The following is a 21,394-nucleotide window of genomic DNA, read 5'->3' as shown; positions in this document are numbered from 1 at the left end:
CCGCTTGGAAAGTAAACGAGTCGTCTTAAGAAAAACTGATCAGAGCGTCAGGGCCACGCGCGCGCCTTACTCTCTTGGCACGTTGCCATTGCGGCCCGCCAGCACCACACTGATGGTGTAGGCGGCTTCCGGGCTCAGGCCTGCCATGACGCCTGCGGCGGCTTCGGGACGCATCCGGGCCAGAAATCCCGCTGCAAAGGTTGGATCCATTTCCTCGAACAGGGCAGCTGCGTCTTTTGGCTTCATTTGTTCATAGACAGCCGTCAGCGTGCCCACGTCTGTCTCCGCAGCGCCATCGGCAAGTGCCAGGGTGCTCAGCAGGTCATCTTCCGCCTTTTTCAGGTCCGCCAGCTTCTGCTCAATCGCGTTGTCGGCAATTTCCAGGGCTTTCATCCGGTCTTCAAGCTCGGCTTCCCGCGTGGCAAGACGCTCTTCACGCTCTTTGAAAGCCGCAAGCATTGTCTGCAGCTCGGCGCTGTCGGGTCCCGCAACAACGGCTGTATGGGCCCCATTGCCTTTGTCATCGTGACCCATATCGGCCACCTCACGCGCAATTGCCGGACCAGCCTCCAGGCCGATTCGCAGAATTGCAGACCCAACCAGGAAGAACGCCAGCAGCATCAAAGTGCCACGTTTCACATTGCGGGCCGCGTTGGACTTGGTTGCTTTGGTCATTATGCCACCCGATTCTGAGAGCGATTGTGGCGCATGAACATCAGGCCGGTCGGCTTGGATTCTTCCGCCTCGGGCGCTGCCTCTTCGGCGATCTCTTCCTGCTGGGATGCAGCAGCGTCAGCTTCATAGGCGGCCGCAAGGGCATCCGATTCTTCGCTTGCCGCTTCCGGTGCGGACTCGGCCACAGGTTCAGGTGTGCGTTCGGCGGCTTCTGGAATGTCGTGCATAGACGCCATCATCAGCTCCAGACGCTGCGCCACAGTTTCGGCGCGGCCCGTCAGCTGCTCCAGCGCCTTGCTGGAGCCGTCCGACATCTGCCGTGCAGATACCAGAGATTTATTGAGATCATCCACCTGAGAGGAAAGAACGGCTACGGCACCGCCCACACCTTTTTCCAGGTCGTGAAATCGCTTCAGTCGGCGCGAGAGCACCAGACAATAAAACCCAGCGCCCAATGCGCCAGCTGCCAGCAGGATATCAGCAATCAGTTCCATCCTGTCCTCCTAGTTGATAACGAAGTTCATAATCAGCAGATCGCGCACCCGGCCCTGGCCGGTTGCAATATTGATCCGCCGCAACATTTGTGCCCGCAGTCGGGGCAGAGCCATCGGATCGGTCAGATCCTCCAGCTCCAAGGCGCGCAAATAGCTGTTCAGAACATCGACTACCCGAGGAAGCAGCTTTTCTACTTCTTCCTGATTCTCCAAGTCGACCTCAAGCTGGGCACCGAAGCGCAATTGACTGATCCCGCTCGCCTTACGGAGCGTGATCACGATCGGTTCCATCTCGATGTAAGCGAGATTGGCGATTTCCTCCGCCGATTCTCCCTTGTCCACGCCTTCTGGCGCCTCTTTGGCCACGTGCTCCTTTTCTGGAGCCGCAGATTGACCAAAGGGAAGAAGGCCTGACTGAACGGCAAAAAAGCCGCCACCTGCGCCGACAAGACCAAGAACGACCCCAATGATCAGGGGCATCTTACTCTTCTTCGCCGGCTCGTCTGTTTCTACATCAGCTACAGCGTCTGTCATGGCTATCCCTTTAACGTCGTGCATCCTCTTCATAGACCGGCAGGAACTAACCGAATGTTAAGGCCGATAGACGAAAAGGGTTGCATGCCGGGCAGAATGCCGGCTCGACGGAGGTTAATGTGCAGCAGATCTTGAATGTCTGGGCAGGATTGGACACGCGGAAGCGTTTGATGGCGATTGGCGCCACTCTCGCGGTTATCGTGACTGTCTTTGCAATGTCGCAGGTGGCGCAAAAGCCCACCATGCAACTCTTATATGCGGGGCTGGAAAGCAGCTCTGCTGGTGACGTGGTGGCCGCGCTGGAACAAAACGGCGTGGAATACAGCGTACGTGGGGGCTCTATTTACGTGCCCGCCACGCAACGTGATGAATTGCGGATGACACTGGCCAGCCAGGGTCTGCCCGCAAACGGCGGTGGTGGATATGAACTGCTTGATTCGCTCAGCGGGTTTGGAACCACTTCGCAAATGTTTGACGCCGCTTACTGGCGTGCAAAAGAAGGTGAGCTGGCCCGAACGATTGTTGCCAGCCCGCACGTGAGCCAAGCGCGGGTTCACATCGCCAACACCGGGTCCAACCCGTTTCAGCGGACGATTGAACCCACCGCGTCGGTGTCTCTGACGCCAATGGGTACTCCCATCACGCCAGCGCAGGCAAATGCAGTACGCTATCTTGTGGCCTCGGCAGTGTCCGGGCTCAATGTGGACAATGTCGCCGTGATCGATGCCAATGGCAGCGTGATCGGGTCGCCCGAATCTGCGACTGCGACGGGCGCCGGGTCCGATGATCGCGCCAATTCCATCCGCGAACGCGTCATGCGTCTGGTGGAAGCCCGCGTAGGTCACGGAAATGCGGTGGTCGAGGTCAGCGTTGAAACCGTAACAGATACCGAATCGATCCTGCAGAAGGTCGTGGACCCGCAAAGCCGCGTTGCCATCAGCACGGATGTCGAAGAACGCACCGACAGCTCGCAGAACCAGGCGGGCGAGGTGACTGTTGCCTCCAATATTCCGGATGGCGATGCAGGTTCCGGTGAAGGCTCCAAGGCAAATACGGCCGCAACGCGGGAACGAATCAACTATGAGGTTTCCGAAACGCAAAAAGAGATCATTCGCGGGCCCGGCGCGATCAAGCGCCTGACGGTCGCGGTCCTGGTCAATGGGTCAACATTGCAGGACGAGGCGGGTGAGACTGTTTTTGAACCACGTGCCGAAGAAGAACTGCAGGCCCTACGCGAGCTGATTTCTGCGGCGGTTGGGTTTGATGAAACCCGCGGCGACGTAATTACGCTCAAATCCATGGACCTTCCCGCATTGGAACCCGCTGGCACAGAAGTGTCGTCGTCTTTCTTCGATGGGATCTATCTGGATCTGATGTCGATCATCCAAATGGCGGCTTTGGCGATCGTTGCTCTTGTGCTCGGCCTGTTTGTGGTCCGCCCGATCCTCACAGCCTCCTCCGAGCCGGTTGCCGCCCTGCCTGCACCGGATGCACCGCCGGGTCTGCCTGGGTTGCCGGATATGGGCATGCCGAACAGTGGCTTCATGGCCAACCCGAACCTTGGCGCTGGCATCGCGCTGGATGGTGAAATCCAGAATCAGGATACCGGCCAGTTTGAACCCATGGGCGGCATGGGCGGCCTACCCGATCTTGGCGGCGATCTGGTTGGCATGGGCGGCGGCATGCCAGCGCTTGCCTCCTCTGGGGATGAGGCCGTGGACCGTTTGCGTTCCATGATCGGCGACAAACAGGAAGAAACCGTGCAGATCCTGCGCGGCTGGCTAGAAGAAAACGAGGAGCGTGCCTGATGACAATCGCCCATCTGCTCGAGGATTTCGGGGTCGTGACCCCGGTAATCCCGGAAAACAGCTTTTCCGAAGAGATCGTCGAAGAAGCCAAGCTGGAGTCCTTTGAAAAGGGCTACAGCGCCGGTTGGGATGACGCCGTCGACGCCAAGGACAAAGAAAGCACGCGGATTTCCGCAAGCCTTGCCAGTTCGCTCGAAGATCTGAATTTCACCTATCACGAAGCTCAGTCTCAGCTCATCGAATCGCTGGATCCGATGTTCAAAGTGCTGACCAGCGTTATCCTGCCGGACACGATGGCAGCCGCCTTTGGTCACCACATTATCGATCACCTGAACGATATGGCCAAAAGCCAGACCAATGGCCCGATGGAAATCGTTGTCGCGGCCGGCGAAGGTGCCGGTCTGCGCGCGCTTCTGGGCGAAAGCTTCCCTGTCGAAGTCTTTGTCCGCGAGGACGCGTCCTTTTCCGAAGGCCAAGCTCAACTGCGTGTCGGTTCCGCCGAACGTGAACTCAACAGCGGTGCCCTGATCGACAGCATCTCAGAATCGATCTCGGCCTTCTCCACCCAATTCAAAGAGGACAGCCAGTATGGATGAGAACGGCGATCTGAACATGAAAGCAACAGATGCAAGCAACCCGTTTGTGTCCGTCCCCGTCGAAGTTGTGGTGTCGGTCGGCAAAGCACGCCCGCTGATCCGCGAACTCGTCAACCTTGGCGAAAACGCGGTTCTGACGTTGGACAAACGCGTCGAGGATCCGGTCGATCTCTATGTCGGAGATCGCCTTGTAGCCCGCGGTCAGCTGGAAGAGATGGAAGGCGATCAAGCCGGTCAGCTGGCGGTCCGCCTGACAGAAATCGCCGATCTTCAGAGCGGTTTGGGATGACCCGGAACATCTTTATCTTTGGCATGCTGGCGGCTGTGTCGCTGGCAATGCCACAGGCAGCACTTGCTCAGGATCTGAGCCTCTCACTCGCCGACGGTGGTTCGCTGTCTGCTCGAACGGTGCAGCTGATTTTGCTGATCACCGTGCTGAGCATCGCGCCCGGCCTTTTGGTGATGATCACCTGCTTCCCATTTCTGGTCACCGTGCTGTCGATCCTGCGGCAGGGCATTGGCCTGCAACAGGCACCGCCAAACATGCTGATCATCAGCCTGGCGCTGTTCCTCACCTATTTCGTGATGGAGCCTGTGTTCACCGAAGCCTGGGAAGTCGGCATCGCCCCTCTGATTGACGAGCGGATGGAGCTTGAACCCGCGATTATGGCCGCGTTAGAGCCGTTTCGCGTCTTCATGGCCAGCCGCCTGGATCCCGAAACATTCTATGCCATTGCTGATCTGCGCCCTGCCACGACCGGAATCGACCCCACGGCCGAAGCCCCGCTGTCCGTGCTGATCCCAAGCTTCATGCTGTCTGAAATCGCACGCGCATTTCAGATCGGGTTTCTGGTTTTCCTGCCCTTCTTGATCATTGATTTGGTCACTGCGACCACCTTGATGGCCATGGGGATGATGATGGTGCCGCCGGCACTTGTCTCTCTCCCCTTCAAACTGGCCTTCTTTGTTGTCGCAGATGGGTGGAGCCTGATCGCGAGCGCACTTGTTCGCAGTTATTTCCCGTCCTGATCGCTAAAATTTAGCTAGAACTAAGCAAAACGCCCCCGGTCTCTTCTGGATCGGGGGCGTTTCTTTGTTGTCGGCGCCCTTGTGCAGGGGGGCGACATGATCCTTTGTTTCTCGTGAAACAGAATGCGCCCGCGCTTGAGGCCGGACAACGGGCCATGCCTTGATCCAGAACCGCGCCCCATTTGGAGCGGGGGTTTCCCAGGGTGCCCCTTGCTTGCCCCTTTCACCGCTGCATCCAAAACAGACATCGGATTGGACGCCTGCCGGACTTCAGGTGCGATGACCTACCAGCGATTGGCAATCCTGATCCAAATAGCAAAACCCCAAAAAGAAACCGCCGACCTCTGCAAGGTCGGCGGTTTCCTCTTGTTTCTCTGATCGATCTCTCGAAGGGGCGACCACAATCAGCGGACAACAAACTCCGCATGCAGCGCGCCTGCGGCCTTTAGGCTCTTGAGGATGTCGATCATATCGCGCGGGGAGACACCCAGGGCATTTAGGCCGCCCACCACTTCCGACAGAGATGTGGTTTCAGGGACCTCGGCCAGCTGCACGTTCTCTTCTTCTTCGATCGCGGCACCGGTGCGCGGCACCACAACAGACGCGCCTTCGGTGAAGGGGTTGGGCTGCACGACAAGCGGGGCTTCTTCGATCCGCAGCGTCAGATTGCCCTGGGCCACGGCTACATGGGAAATTCGAACATCGCTGCCCATGACAATGGTGCCGGACCGCTGATCCACAACCACGCGCGCTTTGCGCTGAGGCTCGACACGGACGTTTTCCATACGGCCAATTGCGTGGGCCGTGGAACGCGCATTGGTTGCTTCTACATTGACCTCAACGGTGCCTGAATCGGTCATCACCGCAACATTACGGCCAAATTCGTTGTTGATGGCGCGTTCAATGCGGCCCGCTGTGGTGAAATCCGGTTCGCGCAGCGCCAGACGCATTGTGGACAACGACGACAGATCGAAATCAATCTCGCGTTCAACCCGCGCGCCGGCTGGAATGACACCAGAGGTCGGCACCCCCTGGGTGACCTGGGCGGCCTCGCCCTCGGCCACAGCGCCACCTGCCAGAATGGTGCCCTGAGCCACCGCGTAAATCTGACCGTCCGCCGCATTCAGCGGTGTCATGATCAGCGTGCCGCCAAGCAAGCTGGAGCTGTCACCAATGGCCGAAACGGTCACATCGATGGTCGACCCCACCCGTGCAAATGGCGGCAGAGCGGCTGTTACAAAGACGGCGGCCACGTTTTTGGGCCGGAATTGTTCGCCGGTGACATTTACCCCCAAACGTTCGAGGATATTGCTCATAATATCTTCGGTGAAGGGAGAGTTGCGCAGGCCGTCACCGGAGCCATCCAGACCAACCACGAGGCCATAGCCCACAAGGTCGTTGCCGCGTACACCATCAAATTCCACCAGATCTTTCAGGCGGATGGCATTGGCCTGTGCCATGCAAGGCAGCAACAGGCAGGTCATTATGATATGCAGAAATTGCTTCATTACATGTAGTTCAACAGATTGAGTTGCGAGGACCGCGCCGTGATTGTGTAAAGTGCTTCCAGCTGGAACTGCACTTCTTCAAGGCGCGATGCGGATTCAGCGGTGTCTGCCAGGATCAGATCATTCAGCGTGACACTCATGGAGGTCAAAGCTGCCGCATTGCGGGTCTGGGTTTCTTCGATACGGTGTTCAATGAAACCGAGGTCCGCCTGAACTTCGGTCAGGCTGGTCTGTGCCGCAACAATACGCACACCGGCGCGATCCAGCAGATCCCCCGCTTCGCCGGGCGTCAGGCCAAGGGTCTCATCCCCCGCCAAAGCACCAAGGGCAAAGCCCATCATTGCGTCTTTGAAGCGATCATCATCCGCCCGCAGGGAGATGCTGACTTCTTCGGCTGTGCCAATCCGAACCGGGGCCACGTCGCTGGTGGACCCGTTGTACATCACAACGTCAAAACCGGTCGGATCATTGAACCAATCTTCAACCGCAGCCACGATATCATCTGGATCCGTCAGGCCGGACACCTCGACCTGCAGGGCAGCCATCATGGTGTCCGCGCTTTCCAAAGGCACCGCTGCGGTGTCGGTTCCTGCAAACAGGCTGCGACCGGACAGCTGACCATTCAGATTGGAGATGGCACTTTCAAGATAAACGCGCGACTGATCGGCAAGGCTCTGCGTGGTTGTATCGTTTGTACCAGCAGTCAGCGCCAGAATATCGGTGCCGATCGATTGGGCATTGTCATTGATGCGGCCAATGAACGTCTGAGCGGTGCTGGCAAACAGCGCGGTTTCCTGCGCCGCCACCTGATAGCTGTCCATCTTCGCAATAGACCGTTCCAGGTCAGTCACAAACCCAAGATCGCCACCCAGCTTTTCGGGCAGATTGGAGGAAATGCCGGTGCTGATTTCCTGGGTCAGGGTATCGAGGGTGTCATTCAGGTCGACACTCCGGTTGCGCAGGAAAAGATACTGCGCCATGTCGCCATAAGATCGAACCATCATGGCTTAAATCCTCATCAGTTGGTCGAGCATCTCGTCAATTGCCTGGATCATCCGGGCATTGGCAGCATAGATCGTCTCGAGGGTCATTAGGGTCTGCAGTTCGGCATCCGTGTCGACACCCATCTCCAGCTCGCGCCCCTGCATTTCCTGGAAAATGGTCGACGCATAAGCCAGCTCGTGCTCGCCCCAGGTGGTTTCCTGCGTGTGATGGGTCAGAATATTGGACACCATGTCATAGGCGCTGTAATCGCCCGAACCGATGCCATTTGAGCTGACCGTCTGAGGATCAGACAGCGCATCCCCATAGGCGTTCAGGATTGTGGTATCGCCCTGATTGCCAATCCCTGTTGCATGCAGACCGTCGCGCAAACGCCAGGTTTCACCGTCACCAGACAGCGACACCGAAGCGTTCAGGCTGATGCGGCTGGAAATTGCAGTCAAATTGGTCGGGTCATAGACGCTGCCGTTGTCGGTAAACAGCCCTGTATCCCCCGCGCCAATCGTCGGGTCCACCGTGGAAGACTGGAAGCGTTCGATCAGGCTGCCTGCAAAGACATCAAGGTCTTCCTGTGCCTGCACAGCAGCCACATCCCGCACATGGAAATGTGCCGCCATCTCGCCGCCGCCCAGCGCGCCGTTCAATGTGGTATCAACGGTGCGTCCATCGATTTCCAGACCTGACAGCATACCGTTGTCGATGGTCATAAAGGGCGTGACGATCGCAGTCTCGTCAAAGGAAATTTCAGCCGGGGATCCGTCGAGCAGTTTAATGCCGTTCGAGGTATAGAGCGCGATTGCCTCATTATCGCGATTGTGGATCTGAACAGGGATAACCTTATTGATCGCATCCACAAGATTGTCGCGCTGATCTTCCAGCGGTGCCGTGTCCAGACCACCGATCTTGGCAGCCAGGATCTCATCATTGATATCATCGACAGCCTGCAGATTTGTCTGCAGATCCCGAACCAGATGCGCAATCGACTCTTCCGAGGAATTGCGCAGGTCAGAAAGCCCTTCCGCCGCAGTATTGACGGCAACGGCCAGTTCCTCGGCCTGCATCGACAAATCGTTCAAGCGCGCGTCAGAATGCGGCAGCGAGGTTGCTTCGATCAGCGCGGATTCCACATCTGTCAGACGCTGAGCCAGCGAATAGTCGTCATTGATCGATCCGATCAGGTCAGACATCCGAGTGTGAAAATTCGCCGTCACGGCTGCGCCAGAGTATGTCGCTTCCGCTGCGCGCACGCTTTTTTGGATCGCAGGATCCAGGGCGCGCGTGACAGAGCCAACCTGGACACCACTGGTATAGGCGTTGGTCGACAGTTCAACCGAGCGGCGGTGATAGCCCGGTGTCAGTGCATTTGCCAGATTGTCCGACACCACAGCGGTTTGTTTACTCGCCGCCGTGATCCCGGTCATCGCACTGTTTAGAGCCGATGTGAGTGTCATCCGTGTATCACCTTCTGTGAAAACAGGAGTTTATGAGGGTTCAAGCGCCGCTAGGATCAGCGCTTGAGGTTGGTCGCTTCCTGCAGCATTTCATCTACGGTCTGAATAACCGTGGCATTGGAAGAATAAGACCGCTGCGTCTGGATCATTGCGGTCAGTTCGCCCGCAACATCAGTGGTGGATTCTTCGCGCGCATAGTTCTGAATGGATCCCGTGGGGCCTGCATTTGCATCCCAAAGGTAGAAGGACCCGCTGTCAGCAGTCGGGCGATAGGTTTGGGAGTCCATTGCCTGCATGCCATTTGGGTTCGCCATATGGGCAAGCGGGATCTGGTAGACAACCCGGCTGCTGCCATTGTCAAACAGCGCATGAACATAGCCGTTTTCATCCACGTTCACGCCGGTCTGGCTGGCAGCTGGATAGCCATCTTTTTCAATAGTCTGGGCACTGAACTCGGTTGCGACCTGCGTCATGCCATCATCGTTGCCGGGGGTGCCAATGAAGATCTCCACTGGACCGCTGCCTGTGGTAATGGCAATGGTGCCTGCGGCGCTGTCATAGGCTGTACCAGTGGTTGTTGCCACTGCGTTCAGGCCCTTGGCTGTCGCATCATCATTGAACGTCAGGGTGTATTCGCCAATCGTTGTACCACCAGAGTTCGTGGCACTGTCGGTGATCACAAGCGTCCATTCATTGGAATTACCCGTGCCCGGAACAGTCGGGGTGTAGGTCAAGGTCAACTCTTGCGTACGACCGAGGTTGTCATAATATTCCATGGTCTGGGTGATCGGGTCACCAGAAGCACCGGCAGCGGTTTCGTCAGCGGGCAGGTTCACCCCCAAGCGCACCTCGGTGGTTGGTTCAGCAGAAGGGGCAGCAGTGTTGATCCGCACCGGCTCCAACGCAGACGCGCTGTCACGTGGAACAGAAGGGAAAGACTGATCCGCAGACGCCGGGAAGCCAAGCAGCGCAAGGCCGCTGGGTGTGGTCAAGTAACCATCTTCGTTCAGGCGGAAAGAACCGGTCGTGGTCAGGGCCATGGTCGGGTCTTCGCCGGCCTCAATCTCGGTAATGGATGCGACCGGCAGGAAACCACCGCCGCTTACAGCCAAGTCTGTGGCGTTGGTGGTCGAGACAAGAGAACCACGTTCGGCAATCATGCGGGTGTTGACAGTTCCCACACCGCCTGCGGCATACCCGCCTCCGCTGCCACCAATCACCATGGATTCAAAGCTGGTGGTCATCCGCTTGTAACCTGCGGTACTGGCGTTGGCGATGTTGTCGGAAATGGTCGCCAGACGGGTCGCGTTCGCATTCAGGCCGGATACACCAGCATTAAGCGAGGAAGAAATGGACATAGATACGCCTTTCTGCTGCATCAAAATTGTCTTCAGAACAACGGCTACCCCATCTTCACTTAACGAGCGGCTAACAGATAAAATCTGAGACAACTGTTAGCCGCTTTGTCATTGATTTTATTTCACCTCTTTCCGAAGCAAGGTGATTTCGATCCGGTTATTGCGCACCGACATCGGATTGCGGGCTGAGAGTTTGCGATCGGCAAAACCTGTCACGCGGGAGATTCGGTTGGACTTCATGCCACCGCTTTCCAGCAGCTTGCGTGACGCATCCGCACGGGCATGGCTGAGGGCCCAGACCGGATTGTCCGCCACCACCACCGGAGACGATCTGACGTGGCCGCCAATGGCCGCATTGTTCTCCACCTTGGCCGTGATACGGGCCACCATCCGCAGAAGATCGCGCATCAGGGCTGTTGGCAGCTCACTGCCTTTTTCGAACAGCTGCGCGTCCTCGGTTTCAAAGAGTTCGATAATCAGACCCTCGTCGGTCACGCGGGTGACGATATGGCGGGCAAGATCAATACTGACCATGCTTTCGCCACCACGGCCCATCAGCTCTTCTTCGATCTGGCGGAAGGTTTCTTCCTCGGCATCGTTCTGTTCGCTGTCGGCAACACCCGAGTCCCCCTGAGCCCGCGAAGAATCCGTCGGGTTTTCTTTGGTTGCCCCGATCCCCGACTGCGGCTTCACTTCTTCGGTGAACATCGTGTCACCTTGGAAAGCGCCATTGCCACCACCAGACACACGGCTCAGCGGAATAGACGGCGAGAAGTAATCCGCCAGACCTTTTCGCTGTTTTTCCGTGGTCGCGTTCAAAAGCCACATGAGAAGGAAGAAGGCCATCATCGCGGTCACAAAGTCAGCATAAGCCACTTTCCACGCGCCACCATGGTGGCCGTCACCGCCACCCTTCTTCACTTTCTTGATAATAATAGGAGCTTCGTTGCTGTTCGCAGACATGTTCCCACCACCTTTTCTGTTCACCCATAACCGGGATACAGAGGCGTTTCCTAACCAGTTCTTAACAGATAAAATTGCCCCAACTAACCTATCCAAACGATTGATTTATAAGGCAAAAGTGCGGCCATACTGGCTTTTTCAAGGTGGAGCTATGGCAAGACCGAGGAGATCTTGTGGCAACAATGTGGCACGCTGAAATTCCGGGCACTTGAGTTGGCTTTAAACAGTCAGGACAGACCGTGGAATTTCGACGATTCGTGCCCACTGCGTCTTCTGAACAGGGCCCCTCCGCCAGGGGTCAGGCTGCGGCATCACCGCTCCCGACCCGATGACTTTGGCACAATTCCCTTTCGGAACTGCTACCGCGCCACAAAACGTTGTGCGTTCGCATCCGCGCGGATCATATCGGCGGCCTTTTCCGCAATCATAATTGTCGGAGCATTGGTATTGCCGCCAATGAGACGCGGCATAATCGACGCATCGACCACTCGCAGCCCCTCAACCCCATTGACCCGAAGCTGCGGATCAACCACCGCATTTCTGTCGTCGCCCATCCGACAAGTTCCAACCGGATGATAGATTGTGTCGGCGCGCGCTCGAATGTGATCCTCCAATTCTGCATCCGAGGCATCGCCATTTATATACAGCTCACGCGCCACAAAATCTGCCAAGGGCGCAGTCTGCATGATCCGGCGTGCAATCCGGGTGCCTGCAACCAACACCTCAAGGTCTTCGCGGTCCGCAAGGAACTGTGGATCGATCAGGGGGGCAGCGCTCGGATCAGCCGAGGCGAGGCGCACCGTCCCCATAGATTTTGGACGCAAAACGCAGATGTGGCAGCTGAACCCGTGCCCGGGGTGCAGTTTGCGCGCGTGGTCATCAACAATCCCAATCACAAAATGCAGCTGGATGTCTGGCCGCGGCAGGGCGGGGTCCGTTTTCAGAAAAGCCGCCCCTTCGGCGAAGGGCGTTGCCAGCATGCCAGTTCCGTCCTTTCGCCAGCGCAGCCCTTCTGTGATCAGCTTCACTGCGCCCGGAAGGGAAATCCCAAAATTGTCCCGGTCCCGCGTTTTATAGCTGAGGATGAAATCAAGATGGTCCTGAAGGTTCTGCCCCACCTCTGGCGCGTGATAGACCATTGGAATGCCCAGAGGTTCCAGATCCGCCCGATCACCAATCCCAGACAGCTGCAACAGTTGTGGGGAATGGAAGGCGCCGCCACACAGGATCACTTCCCGCGTGGCAAACACCTCCTGCGTTTTGCCCGCCGTTTTAAATGCAACGCCAACCGCGCGTTTGCCCTCAAACAGAATACGCTGCGCGGATGCGAGGGTCAGAACCGTCAGATTCGGGCGATCCATAGCGGGAAACAGGTAACCTGCGGCTGCGGAACAGCGCTCTCCGTTCTTGGCGGTGTCATGAAATTGGGTCACCTGATAATGGCCAATGCCCTCGTGCTCCCCGGTGTTGAAATCCGCACGCGACGGGATCTGCAGCGCTTCCCCGGCCTTTACAAAGGCCTCCGTCAATGGCCGCGGCGTTTTCTGTGCGCTGACCTGCAGCGGACCATCCGTGCCATGTAGGTCATCTTGGAAGTCGCCATTGTTCTCTGACTTCTTGAAGTAGGGCAGTACGTCCTCCCACCCCCATCCGGGGCAGCCCAGCGCAGCCCAATCGTCATAGTCGCTGGCATGGCCCCGTACATAAAGCATCGCATTGATGGCGCTGGAGCCTCCAAGCGCACGCCCCCGAGGCTGATAGCCGCGCCGCCCCTTGAGCCCCGGCTGCGGCACGGTCTCAAGCGCCCAGTTGTTGATCTTGGGTCGCCCGGGAATCATCGCAACAGCGCCCGCAGGCATTCGGATCACCAAATCCTTGCCGCCACCCCCTGCCTCAAGAAGGCAGACGGTTTTATCCGGATCTTCGCTCAATCGCGCGGCAAGGGTGGAGCCGGCAGAACCGCCCCCCACAATCACATAGTCGAACTTCATCGCCGCGTTCCTCCCACTGCGTCGAGATCTTCGTTGCGTTCATGGAGGCCTGCGGCAGGGATTTCTGTCCATACTTACGATACGTCAAACACCTTTGGCTGCGGTTTTGGGGGGGCGCTTCCACGCTCAGGCTGCACCCTTTGGGCTTGCCTCACCAAATCGGCCTGACTATATCCATGCCCGGCGCCGATGTAGCTCAGCTGGTAGAGCAACGCATTCGTAATGCGTGGGTCGTAGGTTCGAGTCCTATCATCGGCACCATCCTTCCCGTTTACACCATCGACGTTAGGCCGCCAAAACTGCGGCACAAAGCAAAGGCGCGCAGGTTTCCCGACGCGCCTTCGAAGTCTTCGCAGTAAAGATCCGTTGGATCAGCTGGCGATCTTTTCAGCTTTTTCCCCGTCTTCAACGGCATCTTCTGCTGTCTTGGTCGGCGCTTGCGCGTCTGTGACATCTTCCGGGGTCACAACCTCCACCTCAGCAACCGGCAGGGCGGTGTCCGGCTTGCCCACGATCAAGGGCAACATTTGTGCTCCGGTCGCTGTTGCGATCTCTGGGGTTTCCGGGCGTTTCCAGCTCAGCGTGTCAAAGCTGCCGCAGTTTTCGCAGACAGGGCTCCATTCCGCGTGGATGTGGTTACAGCTGTCACAGACCCACTGCGGACCACGCGGCGCGGACAGCGCCTTGGTCAGCCAGCCCTGGATCACCGCATCCGATGCGCCTTCGCCCTTTTCGATCGCAGCCATCAGCGTCAGGGCGCGTGCATCCGGTGCGCGTTCAACCAGATCGCCCAGCGCGCGGCGCGCTTCGGGGAAGTCTTCGGCCACGATCAGCAGCTCTGCCTTCACCAGACGGGTTTCATCGTGATCAGGCTTGATCCGCAACAACTGGGCAAAGCGTTTGACGCGGGCTTCCGGCGTTTCATCCGGTGCGATTTCCGCAAAGACATGCGCCAGATCCGGATGCGGTTGCGCTTCCCAGGCTTTCTTGATCACGCGCACCGCATTGCGGGTCTTGCCCTTGGCAATATAGGCACGTGCCGCTAGGGCCGCTGCAGGGATCAGATCAGGCGACAGGCGGTTGGCTTCGATGGCCTGTTCCTGCTGCTCAACCGTGGCGTCCTCGGCCAGAATACCCTTGGCCGAGGACAGCGCCAGCACCGCATCGCGCCGCTTGTAGACATCACGCGGCAGGGTGCCGGTCTTCAGCTTGGTTGCCAGCGTTTTGCGAGCCCCCGCCCAGTCTGCGGCCTGTGCCTGCAGACGCAGCAGGGTATCCTGCACCTCTTCGTGCTTAGGACGCAGTGCCAGCGCCTTTTCCGCCAGCTGGCGCGCGGTGTCCGTGTCGCCTTCGGTCAGCTTCTGTTTCATAATGCCACGCACGCCAACAAAGCGGGTCTTCTGGTTCGACAGCAGACGTTTGTAGGCGGTTTCGGCCTTGCGGGTATCACCGGCCATTTCAGCGGCTTGAGCCACCAGCAGATCGGTCAGGGCCGGGTTTTTCAATTTGCGCTCTGCTTGGGCTGCCTTGGACAGCGCCAGCTGCCCCTCGCCAGATGCCAGCGCCATCAGGCTGTCTGCCAGCGCCTTGTAACCTTTGCGTTCGCGACGCTTTCCCCAGAACCGGGTCAGTGCCGTTTCGTCGCCAATGGCGGCTCTGAACAGCGCGATCAGCAGGCCGATCAATTTGAAGAACACCCAGCTGAACCCCATCAGGAGGCCCAGCGCGATCACCGACTGGAACGCCGTCAGCGTGTATTCCACCCCGGCGACCGTGATTTGAATACCGCCTGCAAGGCCAATCAGCTCAATGCTGCCGATGGTCAGGGCGCAGACAATCGCGAAGAAAGCGAGAATTTTGGTAAGAGACCAGAGCATGGCAGCGTCCTTATTTGGCGTTCAGGCTTTGCGACAGCGCTTCGGCAGCGGCCATCGCAGACAGACGTGTTTGGGCAGCGGTTTCCCAATCGGCGATTGCGGGTTTTGCGGCCTCGGGCAGTTCCGACAGTTCGGACAGCGCGAGCTGAATGTTTCCGCTGCGCACGGCGGCCTCTGCACGGGACAGAACCGCATCCGCGTCGCTGCCTTCGCGCGGCGCGACAGAACGCGCACCCAGATGACGGTTTACGTAGTCCAGCAGACCACCAGCAGCTTTGTTTTCCTCGCGTGCTTCGCTCAAGGCGGCGCGAGCGGCCGGGGCAAACCCATCACGCAGGGCTGCCTGTGTGGCAACCCCTGCATCCGCAGTGCCTGCCAGTTCAGAAGGCGCATCAACTTTCAGGGCGGACAGCTCATCCAGAAGCGGACCAAAAGGTTTGCCTGCATCCAGTGCCGCGATCAAACGGCTGGCCACGCCCTGAGCCGAAGCAATGCGCGCGGCTTCTGCACTGGCCTGTTCCATTGCCTGTGCTTCCGCCACCATCGCTTTGACCTCATCCTGCTGTGCAGAGAGGTTTTCGCGGACCTTGGCAAGCTGCGCTTCAAAGGCAGCAACCGCATCAGCGCTTGCACCTTCGGTCAGCGGACGGGCCTCAAGCGCGTCCACCCGCGCAGACAGATCGGCCAGCTGTTCCGTCAAATCCTGTGCGCCAGCCAGAAGGTTCAGCCGGGCATCTGCATCATCAGCCGCTGTTTCTAACGCGGTCAAACGGGTTTCCAACGGGCCAAGGTCTGGGCCCTGGTTTTCAGCCTGCCAGTTTTGAAGGGCCGCCACATCCTCTTTGAGGCTGGCCTGCGTGGTTTCCAAAGGAGTCAGATCAACGTCAGGTTTCTGGAACGAGGCCGGCAGAACAGAGTTCAGCAAATCGCCCTGCCCCACAACAAACCCCAGACCGGCCGCCACCACACCGCCCAAAAGCGCCGCGCCAAAGCCACCGCGTTTTTCGACGACCTTTTCAACAACAGGTGCAGGCGGTTCTTCAATCGCTGACACGTCGGATTTCTCGGTCTCGGTCTCGGTCTCGGTCTCGGTCTCGGTCTCGGTCTCGGTCTCGGTCTCGGTCTCGGTCTCGGTCTCGGTCTCGGTCTCGGTCTCGGTCTCGGTCTCGGTCTCGGAAGACAGCTCATCCGCCGACTCTTCGGCGTCAACCTCTGTCTCGCGGTTTTCGTCTTTGCTGTCGTCGGCATCCGCCTCGGCGCTTACGTCTTCCGCTTCCAGCTCCTCGACCACGTCTTCTGCAACCTCTTCAACAAGGGGCTGCTTCGCCACGTCTTGCTCTGCCGCCTCTACAGCGTCAGACGCCTTCTGAGATTTCTTTTCCTCGGCCACCGCGGCTCCCCCCTGATTCCTTTAACAATATCACCCCGTACTGCCTCAGCAGCCTAGTCTTTGGACCGCAGCCTCTCAACCCAAGGATCAGAGTCTGCCACCTGATTCAAAAGCGCTGCCATTGCAGGGGCGTTGGGTGTTTTACTTACGTGTAGCGCCTCACATTGCAAGCGTCGCAATGGCTCCGCCACTGCGTCACTCAATACAATCAGGGTCAAATGCTGCCTATGCGGCATAATCTGCGCGAAATGTCGCGCGGTGCGCGGTGAAAAAAGCGTCACAATCAAGGGTATATCCGACTTGATCAATCTGTTCGCGGTCGCAGAAAATTCCAGCAGATCTTGGCTGTAGACAACCTGCTCACGGCAATCGATTCCACCCTGCCGAAGTGTTTGCGCTATCGCGCCTCGACTGTGTGTGCCGCGCAGATGCAACAGCCGCCCCACTGCTGGCATTTTGAGCAGAGTCCGCAGGAATTCCCCGCTGTTTTCGCCCGCCATTTTCGCATCCCAGCCCAATTCACAGGCACGTTGAGTGGTCTGCGGCCCAATACAAAGCGCAGGCCGCCGCATCGATGTCGAAACCGACGCGACCTCCACCCCGTTTTGCGAGGTAAAAATGACTTGATCAGTATCCTGCAGTGCAGGCTTTTCACCTGTAGACGCAATCTGGATCAGGGGGCTTTCCACCACGTTGAACTGCGCCTTCAGGGCCTCCGGCAAAAGCGCAAGGAAACGTGTATTGCCCTCGGTGGGGCGTGTCATCAGAAGGCCAGCCATTGCGGTCCCGGGATTGTTTGCAGCACCCATAGGTGGTAGCCCCCGTGCGGAATTGATGCAACGGTGGGACCATGAGCGAAACCCTAACGATCCTTGGCCTGGAAAGCAGCTGCGACGACACAGCCGCCGCCGTTGTACGGCAAACCGAAGGCAAGCCCGCTGACATCCTATCCTCCGTCGTCTTTGGTCAGACTGAACTGCACAGCGCCTTTGGCGGTGTTGTGCCCGAGATTGCCGCGCGCGCTCATGCCGAAAAGCTGGACGGCTGCGTGCGCGACGCATTGGCCGAGGCCGCAGTTGGGCTGGATGACATTGATGCGATTGCCGTCACCGCAGGCCCCGGCCTGATCGGTGGCGTTATGTCGGGCGTCATGTGTGCCAAAGGTCTTGCTGCTGCACGCGGTCTGCCGCTGGTCGGTGTCAATCATTTGGCCGGCCACGCGCTGACCCCGCGCCTGACCGATGGGGTCACGTATCCCTACCTGATGCTTTTGGTGTCAGGCGGCCACTGCCAGTTCCTGATTGCCCGCGGCCCCGAAGACTTTACCCGCCTTGGCGGCACCATTGATGATGCGCCGGGCGAGGCTTTTGACAAAACCGCCCGGCTTTTGGGTCTGCCGCAACCGGGTGGCCCTTCGGTTCAGGCCGAGGCTGAAAAGGGCGACCCCAAACGGTTCCGCTTCCCGCGCCCGCTGTCTGATCGGGCCGACTGCAATATGTCGTTCTCGGGTCTCAAGACCGCTTTGATGCGGATGCGCGACCAGATTGCAGCCGAAAAGGGCGGGCTGACCCGACAGGATCGCGCCGATCTCTGCGCCGGGTTTCAGGACGCCGTGGTTGACGTTCTGGTGAAAAAAACCCGCCGTGCGCTGACAACTTATCTGGAAGAAAACCCGAACATCCCGACCCTCGCGGTGGCCGGTGGTGTGGCGGCTAATACTCAGATCCGGGCCGGACTTATGGCGCTTTGCACCGAATTAGAGACTAAATTCACCGCCCCACCCCTGCGGCTGTGCACTGACAATGCGGCCATGATTGCCTATGCGGGCCTCGAGCGGTTCCGCGCAGGCGCGCGGGATGGAATGGATCTAACCGCGCGACCGCGCTGGCCGCTGGATCAAACCAGCCCCGCCCTTTTGGGCAGCGGCAAGAAAGGCGCAAAGGCATGAGCATAACCGTTCTGGGTGCCGGCGCTTTTGGCACCGCCTTGGCCATTGCCATTGCGCAGAAACAGCCAGTGACGCTGTGGGCGCGGGATGCGGATCAAGCTAACGCGATGCAAACCGCACGTGAAAACAGCCGCCGCCTGCCCGATGCCCCATTTCCCGACGCGCTGACCGTTACGCCTGATCTGGAAGTGGCCTGCAAAACAAAGGTCCTTTTGCTTGCGGTTCCCATGCAGAAGCTGCGCGGGTTCTTGGAACGCAATCAGAGCCTATTGCAGGGTAAAACGCTTGTTGCCTGCTGCAAGGGGATGGAGATCGGCACCGGTGTGGGCCCCGTCGCTGTTATCCAGCAGTGCTGCCCAACAGCGACGCCCGCCCTGCTGACCGGCCCCAGCTTTGCGGCCGATATTGCCCGTGGGTTGCCGACCGCTCTGACGCTTGCTTGTGCCTTGCCGGATCAAGCAAAATTGCTGCAAGACCTTCTTTCAACACCAAGCCTGCGCCTTTATCGCAGCAATGATGTGATCGGAGCTGAACTTGGCGGTGCGCTCAAGAACGTCATCGCAATTGCCTGCGGTGCCGTGATTGGCGCGGGCCTTGGCGACAGCGCGCGTGCAGCGCTGATGACCCGTGGCTATACGGAAATGCAGCGGTTGGCGACAGCGCGCGGCGCCCGGCCCGAGACCCTTTCTGGATTGTCTGGTTTTGGCGACCTGACGCTGACATGTTCGTCGCCTTTGTCCCGGAACTACCAACTGGGTCTGGCCTTGGGGCGTGGCGATGATTTTGACGACTCTATTACGGTCGAAGGGGCTGCAACCGCCGAGGCCCTGTCGCAGACTGCGCAGAAGGATGGTCTCGATATGCCAATAACCCTCGCGGTAACCAATTTGGTCAATCGTAACTTGACGATCGAAGAAGCAATGGCTCATTTGCTTAAAAGACCACTCAAAGAGGAATAAAATGCTCATTGCATTGATCGCCCGCGATAAACCCGATCATCTGGACACCCGGATGGAAAACCGCGCCGCCCACCTGGCCTATATTGAAGAGACAGGCGTTGTGGCCCAGGCGGGCCCGCTGCTGGATCAGGACGGCAATATGGTTGGCTCCCTCATTATCCTCGATGTTGAAGATATGGCCGCAGGCGAAGCTTGGGCCGCGGGTGACCCCTATGCCAAGGCAGGTCTGTTTGAAGCGGTTGAGCTGATCACCTGGAAAAAAGTGATCGGCTGATGGCGTACTGGCTGTTCAAATCCGAACCTTCCACCTGGAGCTGGTCTGATCAGGTCGCCAAGGGTGATATGGGCGAGGAATGGGACGGCGTTCGCAACTATCAGGCGCGCAACTTTATGCGACAGATGAAGCTGGGGGATCTTGGCTTCTTCTACCATTCCCAAAAGGAAAAATCCGTGGTCGGCATTGTCGAGGTCTGCGCCGAGGTGCACCCCGACAGCAAAGCAGGTGACCCGCGCTGGGAATGCGTGGACATCAAAGCCCGCCATGGCTTTGTGCGGCCCGTGACATTGGACCAGATCAAAGCCACATCCGAACTTGCGGAGATGGTTTTGGTCAATAACTCCCGCCTGTCTGTGCAACCGGTGACGGAAGACGAATGGATGAAGATCTGCTCTATGGGGCAGACGCGGCCGGCGTAATATGGCATCCTGCCCCTAGGGAATGCATTATTTTCAGGGGGATAAGATGGAAGTTATCTCGATTATTCTGGCAACAGTGGCCGCTTTTGCGGCGGGTGCCGGCTACTATGGCGCATTGGCAAAGCCGTGGATGAAAGCCTCTGGCGTGCCGCAGGACGAAAATGGCCAGCCAAAAAACGGATCAAACCCAATGCTCTATGTCGGCGGGTTTCTGTGCCAATTGATCGTTGCTGGCATGATGCGCCATATCTTTGCACTATCGGCGATCGACACAATTGGGGAGGGGCTGATTGCGGGCCTTGGCATCGGCCTGTTTTTGATCACCCCTTGGATCGCGCTCAACACATTTTACAGCATGCGATCGAAATGGCTGATCGTGATTGATGGCGGCTATGCCACGCTGGCCTGTGCGATCAAAGGGCTGGTCCTCGCCCTGTTCTGACAGCACAGATCAGCGACGCAAAAAAGGGGAGGACCAAATGTCCTCCCCTCTTTCTCATCCACCACGGATTCTCGATTTTGAAGCGTATGGAGCGCGTTCCAAGAACGCCTAACCTGAGTCCCGCGGTCTTTGCAATTTCTCAGAACCTAAACTTCTAAAGGTCTCGTCACCGCCCGAATGCAGCGGCTGAAATTGACTTAGCCGTAAACCGACTCTTTGCTGAAATGTTTGGTCAGCATGTAGTAGACAACCGCGCGGTATTTGTTGCGTTCGGATTTGCCATAGACCTCGATCACTTTGTCGATCGCATCCATCAGCTCGGGACCATCAGCCAGGCCCAGTTTCTTGATCAGGAAATTGTTTTTAACGGTTTCCAGCTCGCTCGGCTGGCTGCCGGCAACGGTGGAGGCATCCGCGTTGTAGATCGCCGGACCGCAACCGATGGTCACTTTGGTCAGCAGATCCATGTCCGGATCCATGCCGCATTTGTTCTTTAGGTCCTCTGCGTATTGAGCGATCAAATCGTCACGCTTGCCCATATCGTATCTCTCCCATTTGGCGCCGTTGTTCAGGCAAAGTTTATTTCTGTGGGTGGAACGGTACGGCGCTTTGGGAAGCCCACAAAGGGTTTTTTCTGCTTTTACGCGTCATTTTTGGCCCCTTTGCCGCGCCA

General features: G+C 58.1%; 22 protein-coding genes and 1 tRNA gene. 10 read left to right on the top strand and 13 right to left on the bottom strand.

Annotated elements, in window-relative coordinates; translation table 11 throughout:
* Positions 1 to 66: 66 nt before the first annotated feature.
* The 3 genes from TRM7557_RS12765 to TRM7557_RS12755 are packed head-to-tail and all read right to left on the bottom strand — an operon-like array spanning position 67 to position 1,703.
* Positions 67 to 675 carry a MotE family protein gene (locus TRM7557_RS12765; RefSeq protein WP_058290583.1) on the bottom strand — a complete coding sequence of 203 codons (609 nt, stop codon included), beginning with the start codon at positions 673 to 675 and terminating at the stop codon, positions 67 to 69.
* Positions 675 to 1,169 (bottom strand): hypothetical protein, encoded by a 495-nt coding sequence (locus tag TRM7557_RS12760; RefSeq protein ID WP_058290582.1) that lies wholly within the window; start codon positions 1,167 to 1,169, stop codon positions 675 to 677. The genes TRM7557_RS12765 and TRM7557_RS12760 overlap by 1 nt, the downstream gene beginning before the upstream one ends.
* 9 nt (positions 1,170 to 1,178) lie before the next feature.
* Positions 1,179 to 1,703 carry a flagellar basal body-associated FliL family protein gene (locus tag TRM7557_RS12755; RefSeq protein ID WP_058290581.1) on the bottom strand — a complete coding sequence of 175 codons (525 nt, stop codon included), beginning with the start codon at positions 1,701 to 1,703 and terminating at the stop codon, positions 1,179 to 1,181.
* A gap of 119 nt (positions 1,704 to 1,822) precedes the next feature.
* On the opposite strand from TRM7557_RS12755, the gene fliF reads away from it, so the two are divergent.
* Genes fliF through fliP form a run of 4 tightly spaced genes read left to right on the top strand, consistent with a single transcriptional unit; the run spans position 1,823 to position 5,136 of the window.
* On the top strand, positions 1,823 to 3,511 hold the full coding sequence (gene fliF, locus TRM7557_RS12750; protein WP_058290736.1) for a flagellar basal-body MS-ring/collar protein FliF: 1,689 nt from the start codon (positions 1,823 to 1,825) through the stop codon (positions 3,509 to 3,511).
* Complete coding sequence (locus TRM7557_RS12745) at positions 3,511 to 4,107, top strand: FliH/SctL family protein (protein WP_058290580.1); 597 nt, start codon at positions 3,511 to 3,513, stop codon at positions 4,105 to 4,107. Before fliF ends, TRM7557_RS12745 begins: the two co-directional genes overlap by 1 nt.
* The gene (locus TRM7557_RS12740; protein ID WP_058290579.1) at positions 4,100 to 4,396 is read left to right on the top strand and encodes a FliM/FliN family flagellar motor switch protein; all 297 of its coding nucleotides are present in this window, start codon (positions 4,100 to 4,102) and stop codon (positions 4,394 to 4,396) included. The genes TRM7557_RS12745 and TRM7557_RS12740 overlap by 8 nt, the downstream gene beginning before the upstream one ends.
* Positions 4,393 to 5,136 carry a flagellar type III secretion system pore protein FliP gene (gene fliP, locus TRM7557_RS12735; protein WP_058290578.1) on the top strand — a complete coding sequence of 248 codons (744 nt, stop codon included), beginning with the start codon at positions 4,393 to 4,395 and terminating at the stop codon, positions 5,134 to 5,136. The genes TRM7557_RS12740 and fliP overlap by 4 nt, the downstream gene beginning before the upstream one ends.
* Before the next feature lie 404 nt (positions 5,137 to 5,540).
* Here the strand turns inward: fliP and TRM7557_RS12730 are convergent, their stop codons facing one another.
* The 6 genes from TRM7557_RS12730 to TRM7557_RS12705 all read right to left on the bottom strand — a co-directional run bounded on the left by TRM7557_RS12730 (position 5,541) and on the right by TRM7557_RS12705 (position 13,409).
* Positions 5,541 to 6,644 carry a flagellar basal body P-ring protein FlgI gene (locus tag TRM7557_RS12730; RefSeq protein ID WP_058290577.1) on the bottom strand — a complete coding sequence of 368 codons (1,104 nt, stop codon included), beginning with the start codon at positions 6,642 to 6,644 and terminating at the stop codon, positions 5,541 to 5,543.
* The gene (locus tag TRM7557_RS12725; protein ID WP_058290576.1) at positions 6,644 to 7,648 is read right to left on the bottom strand and encodes a flagellin; all 1,005 of its coding nucleotides are present in this window, start codon (positions 7,646 to 7,648) and stop codon (positions 6,644 to 6,646) included. Before TRM7557_RS12725 ends, TRM7557_RS12730 begins: the two co-directional genes overlap by 1 nt.
* 3 nt (positions 7,649 to 7,651) lie before the next feature.
* On the bottom strand, positions 7,652 to 9,097 hold the full coding sequence (gene flgK / locus TRM7557_RS12720; RefSeq protein WP_058290575.1) for a flagellar hook-associated protein FlgK: 1,446 nt from the start codon (positions 9,095 to 9,097) through the stop codon (positions 7,652 to 7,654).
* Positions 9,098 to 9,153: 56 nt separating this feature from the next.
* On the bottom strand, positions 9,154 to 10,455 hold the full coding sequence (locus TRM7557_RS12715; RefSeq protein ID WP_058290735.1) for a flagellar hook protein FlgE: 1,302 nt from the start codon (positions 10,453 to 10,455) through the stop codon (positions 9,154 to 9,156).
* Between the two features lie 117 nt (positions 10,456 to 10,572).
* Positions 10,573 to 11,418, bottom strand: coding sequence for a flagellar motor protein MotB (locus TRM7557_RS12710; RefSeq protein ID WP_058290574.1), 846 nt, complete (start codon positions 11,416 to 11,418; stop codon positions 10,573 to 10,575).
* 359 nt (positions 11,419 to 11,777) lie between these two features.
* A complete protein-coding gene (locus TRM7557_RS12705) occupies positions 11,778 to 13,409 on the bottom strand; it encodes a GMC family oxidoreductase (protein WP_058290573.1) in 1,632 nt (543 codons plus the stop codon).
* Between the two features lie 185 nt (positions 13,410 to 13,594).
* Here TRM7557_RS12705 and TRM7557_RS12700 point away from each other — a divergent pair.
* Positions 13,595 to 13,670: transfer RNA gene (locus TRM7557_RS12700), tRNA-Thr, on the top strand.
* Positions 13,671 to 13,780: 110 nt separating this feature from the next.
* On the opposite strand, the gene TRM7557_RS12695 is transcribed toward TRM7557_RS12700, so the two are convergent.
* From TRM7557_RS12695 to TRM7557_RS12685, 3 genes are read right to left on the bottom strand one after another with little or no spacing between them, the layout of a single operon-like run.
* Positions 13,781 to 15,286: a heme biosynthesis protein HemY gene (locus TRM7557_RS12695; RefSeq protein ID WP_058290572.1), complete on the bottom strand. Its 1,506-nt coding sequence runs from the start codon at positions 15,284 to 15,286 to the stop codon at positions 13,781 to 13,783.
* A gap of 10 nt (positions 15,287 to 15,296) precedes the next feature.
* A complete protein-coding gene (locus TRM7557_RS20175) occupies positions 15,297 to 16,676 on the bottom strand; it encodes a COG4223 family protein (protein WP_058290571.1) in 1,380 nt (459 codons plus the stop codon).
* A 53-nt stretch (positions 16,677 to 16,729) separates the two neighbouring features.
* Entirely contained in the window at positions 16,730 to 17,455 is a 726-nt protein-coding gene (locus TRM7557_RS12685; RefSeq protein ID WP_165592459.1) for a uroporphyrinogen-III synthase, read from the bottom strand.
* Positions 17,456 to 17,526: 71 nt separating this feature from the next.
* Between TRM7557_RS12685 and tsaD the strand changes: the two genes are divergently transcribed.
* The 5 genes from tsaD to TRM7557_RS12660 are packed head-to-tail and all read left to right on the top strand — an operon-like array spanning position 17,527 to position 20,721.
* Positions 17,527 to 18,624, top strand: a complete 1,098-nt coding sequence (gene tsaD, locus TRM7557_RS12680) for a tRNA (adenosine(37)-N6)-threonylcarbamoyltransferase complex transferase subunit TsaD (RefSeq protein WP_058290569.1) — start codon at positions 17,527 to 17,529, stop codon at positions 18,622 to 18,624.
* Positions 18,621 to 19,583 carry an NAD(P)H-dependent glycerol-3-phosphate dehydrogenase gene (locus tag TRM7557_RS12675; protein ID WP_058290568.1) on the top strand — a complete coding sequence of 321 codons (963 nt, stop codon included), beginning with the start codon at positions 18,621 to 18,623 and terminating at the stop codon, positions 19,581 to 19,583. Before tsaD ends, TRM7557_RS12675 begins: the two co-directional genes overlap by 4 nt.
* Before the next feature lies 1 nt (position 19,584).
* Positions 19,585 to 19,857 carry a YciI family protein gene (locus TRM7557_RS12670; RefSeq protein ID WP_058290567.1) on the top strand — a complete coding sequence of 91 codons (273 nt, stop codon included), beginning with the start codon at positions 19,585 to 19,587 and terminating at the stop codon, positions 19,855 to 19,857.
* The gene (locus TRM7557_RS12665; protein ID WP_058290566.1) at positions 19,857 to 20,279 is read left to right on the top strand and encodes an EVE domain-containing protein; all 423 of its coding nucleotides are present in this window, start codon (positions 19,857 to 19,859) and stop codon (positions 20,277 to 20,279) included. Before TRM7557_RS12670 ends, TRM7557_RS12665 begins: the two co-directional genes overlap by 1 nt.
* A 46-nt stretch (positions 20,280 to 20,325) precedes the next feature.
* Positions 20,326 to 20,721: a DUF1761 domain-containing protein gene (locus TRM7557_RS12660; protein ID WP_058290565.1), complete on the top strand. Its 396-nt coding sequence runs from the start codon at positions 20,326 to 20,328 to the stop codon at positions 20,719 to 20,721.
* 197 nt (positions 20,722 to 20,918) lie between these two features.
* Here TRM7557_RS12660 and TRM7557_RS12655 read toward each other — a convergent pair whose 3' ends face one another.
* On the bottom strand, positions 20,919 to 21,260 hold the full coding sequence (locus TRM7557_RS12655; protein WP_058290564.1) for a DUF2853 family protein: 342 nt from the start codon (positions 21,258 to 21,260) through the stop codon (positions 20,919 to 20,921).
* Positions 21,261 to 21,394: the final 134 nt, after the last annotated feature.

The organism is Tritonibacter multivorans (assembly GCF_001458415.1).
GTDB classification, from domain to species: Bacteria; Pseudomonadota; Alphaproteobacteria; order Rhodobacterales; family Rhodobacteraceae; genus Epibacterium; species Epibacterium multivorans.
This window is presented reverse-complemented; position numbering and strand designations above follow the sequence as displayed.

Bases quoted from the DNA above. Each gene is read 5' to 3' on its own strand.
- fliP (WP_058290578.1), top strand. From the start codon at position 4,393: ATGACCCGGAACATCTTTATCTTTGGCATGCTGGCGGCTGTGTCGCTG.
- TRM7557_RS12740 (WP_058290579.1), top strand. From the start codon at position 4,100: ATGGATGAGAACGGCGATCTGAACATGAAAGCAACAGATGCAAGCAAC.
- TRM7557_RS12710 (WP_058290574.1), bottom strand. From the start codon at position 11,418: ATGTCTGCGAACAGCAACGAAGCTCCTATTATTATCAAGAAAGTGAAG.
- tsaD (WP_058290569.1), top strand. From the start codon at position 17,527: ATGAGCGAAACCCTAACGATCCTTGGCCTGGAAAGCAGCTGCGACGAC.
- TRM7557_RS12765 (WP_058290583.1), bottom strand. From the start codon at position 675: ATGACCAAAGCAACCAAGTCCAACGCGGCCCGCAATGTGAAACGTGGC.
- TRM7557_RS12755 (WP_058290581.1), bottom strand. From the start codon at position 1,703: ATGACAGACGCTGTAGCTGATGTAGAAACAGACGAGCCGGCGAAGAAG.
- TRM7557_RS12705 (WP_058290573.1), bottom strand. From the start codon at position 13,409: ATGAAGTTCGACTATGTGATTGTGGGGGGCGGTTCTGCCGGCTCCACC.
- TRM7557_RS12685 (WP_165592459.1), bottom strand. From the start codon at position 17,455: ATGGCTGGCCTTCTGATGACACGCCCCACCGAGGGCAATACACGTTTC.
- TRM7557_RS12660 (WP_058290565.1), top strand. From the start codon at position 20,326: ATGGAAGTTATCTCGATTATTCTGGCAACAGTGGCCGCTTTTGCGGCG.
- flgK (WP_058290575.1), bottom strand. From the start codon at position 9,097: ATGACACTCACATCGGCTCTAAACAGTGCGATGACCGGGATCACGGCG.
- TRM7557_RS12730 (WP_058290577.1), bottom strand. From the start codon at position 6,644: ATGAAGCAATTTCTGCATATCATAATGACCTGCCTGTTGCTGCCTTGC.
- TRM7557_RS12760 (WP_058290582.1), bottom strand. From the start codon at position 1,169: ATGGAACTGATTGCTGATATCCTGCTGGCAGCTGGCGCATTGGGCGCT.
- TRM7557_RS12695 (WP_058290572.1), bottom strand. From the start codon at position 15,286: ATGCTCTGGTCTCTTACCAAAATTCTCGCTTTCTTCGCGATTGTCTGC.
- TRM7557_RS12655 (WP_058290564.1), bottom strand. From the start codon at position 21,260: ATGGGCAAGCGTGACGATTTGATCGCTCAATACGCAGAGGACCTAAAG.
- TRM7557_RS12675 (WP_058290568.1), top strand. From the start codon at position 18,621: ATGAGCATAACCGTTCTGGGTGCCGGCGCTTTTGGCACCGCCTTGGCC.
- TRM7557_RS12715 (WP_058290735.1), bottom strand. From the start codon at position 10,455: ATGTCCATTTCTTCCTCGCTTAATGCTGGTGTATCCGGCCTGAATGCG.
- TRM7557_RS12725 (WP_058290576.1), bottom strand. From the start codon at position 7,648: ATGATGGTTCGATCTTATGGCGACATGGCGCAGTATCTTTTCCTGCGC.
- TRM7557_RS12745 (WP_058290580.1), top strand. From the start codon at position 3,511: ATGACAATCGCCCATCTGCTCGAGGATTTCGGGGTCGTGACCCCGGTA.
- TRM7557_RS12665 (WP_058290566.1), top strand. From the start codon at position 19,857: ATGGCGTACTGGCTGTTCAAATCCGAACCTTCCACCTGGAGCTGGTCT.
- TRM7557_RS12670 (WP_058290567.1), top strand. From the start codon at position 19,585: ATGCTCATTGCATTGATCGCCCGCGATAAACCCGATCATCTGGACACC.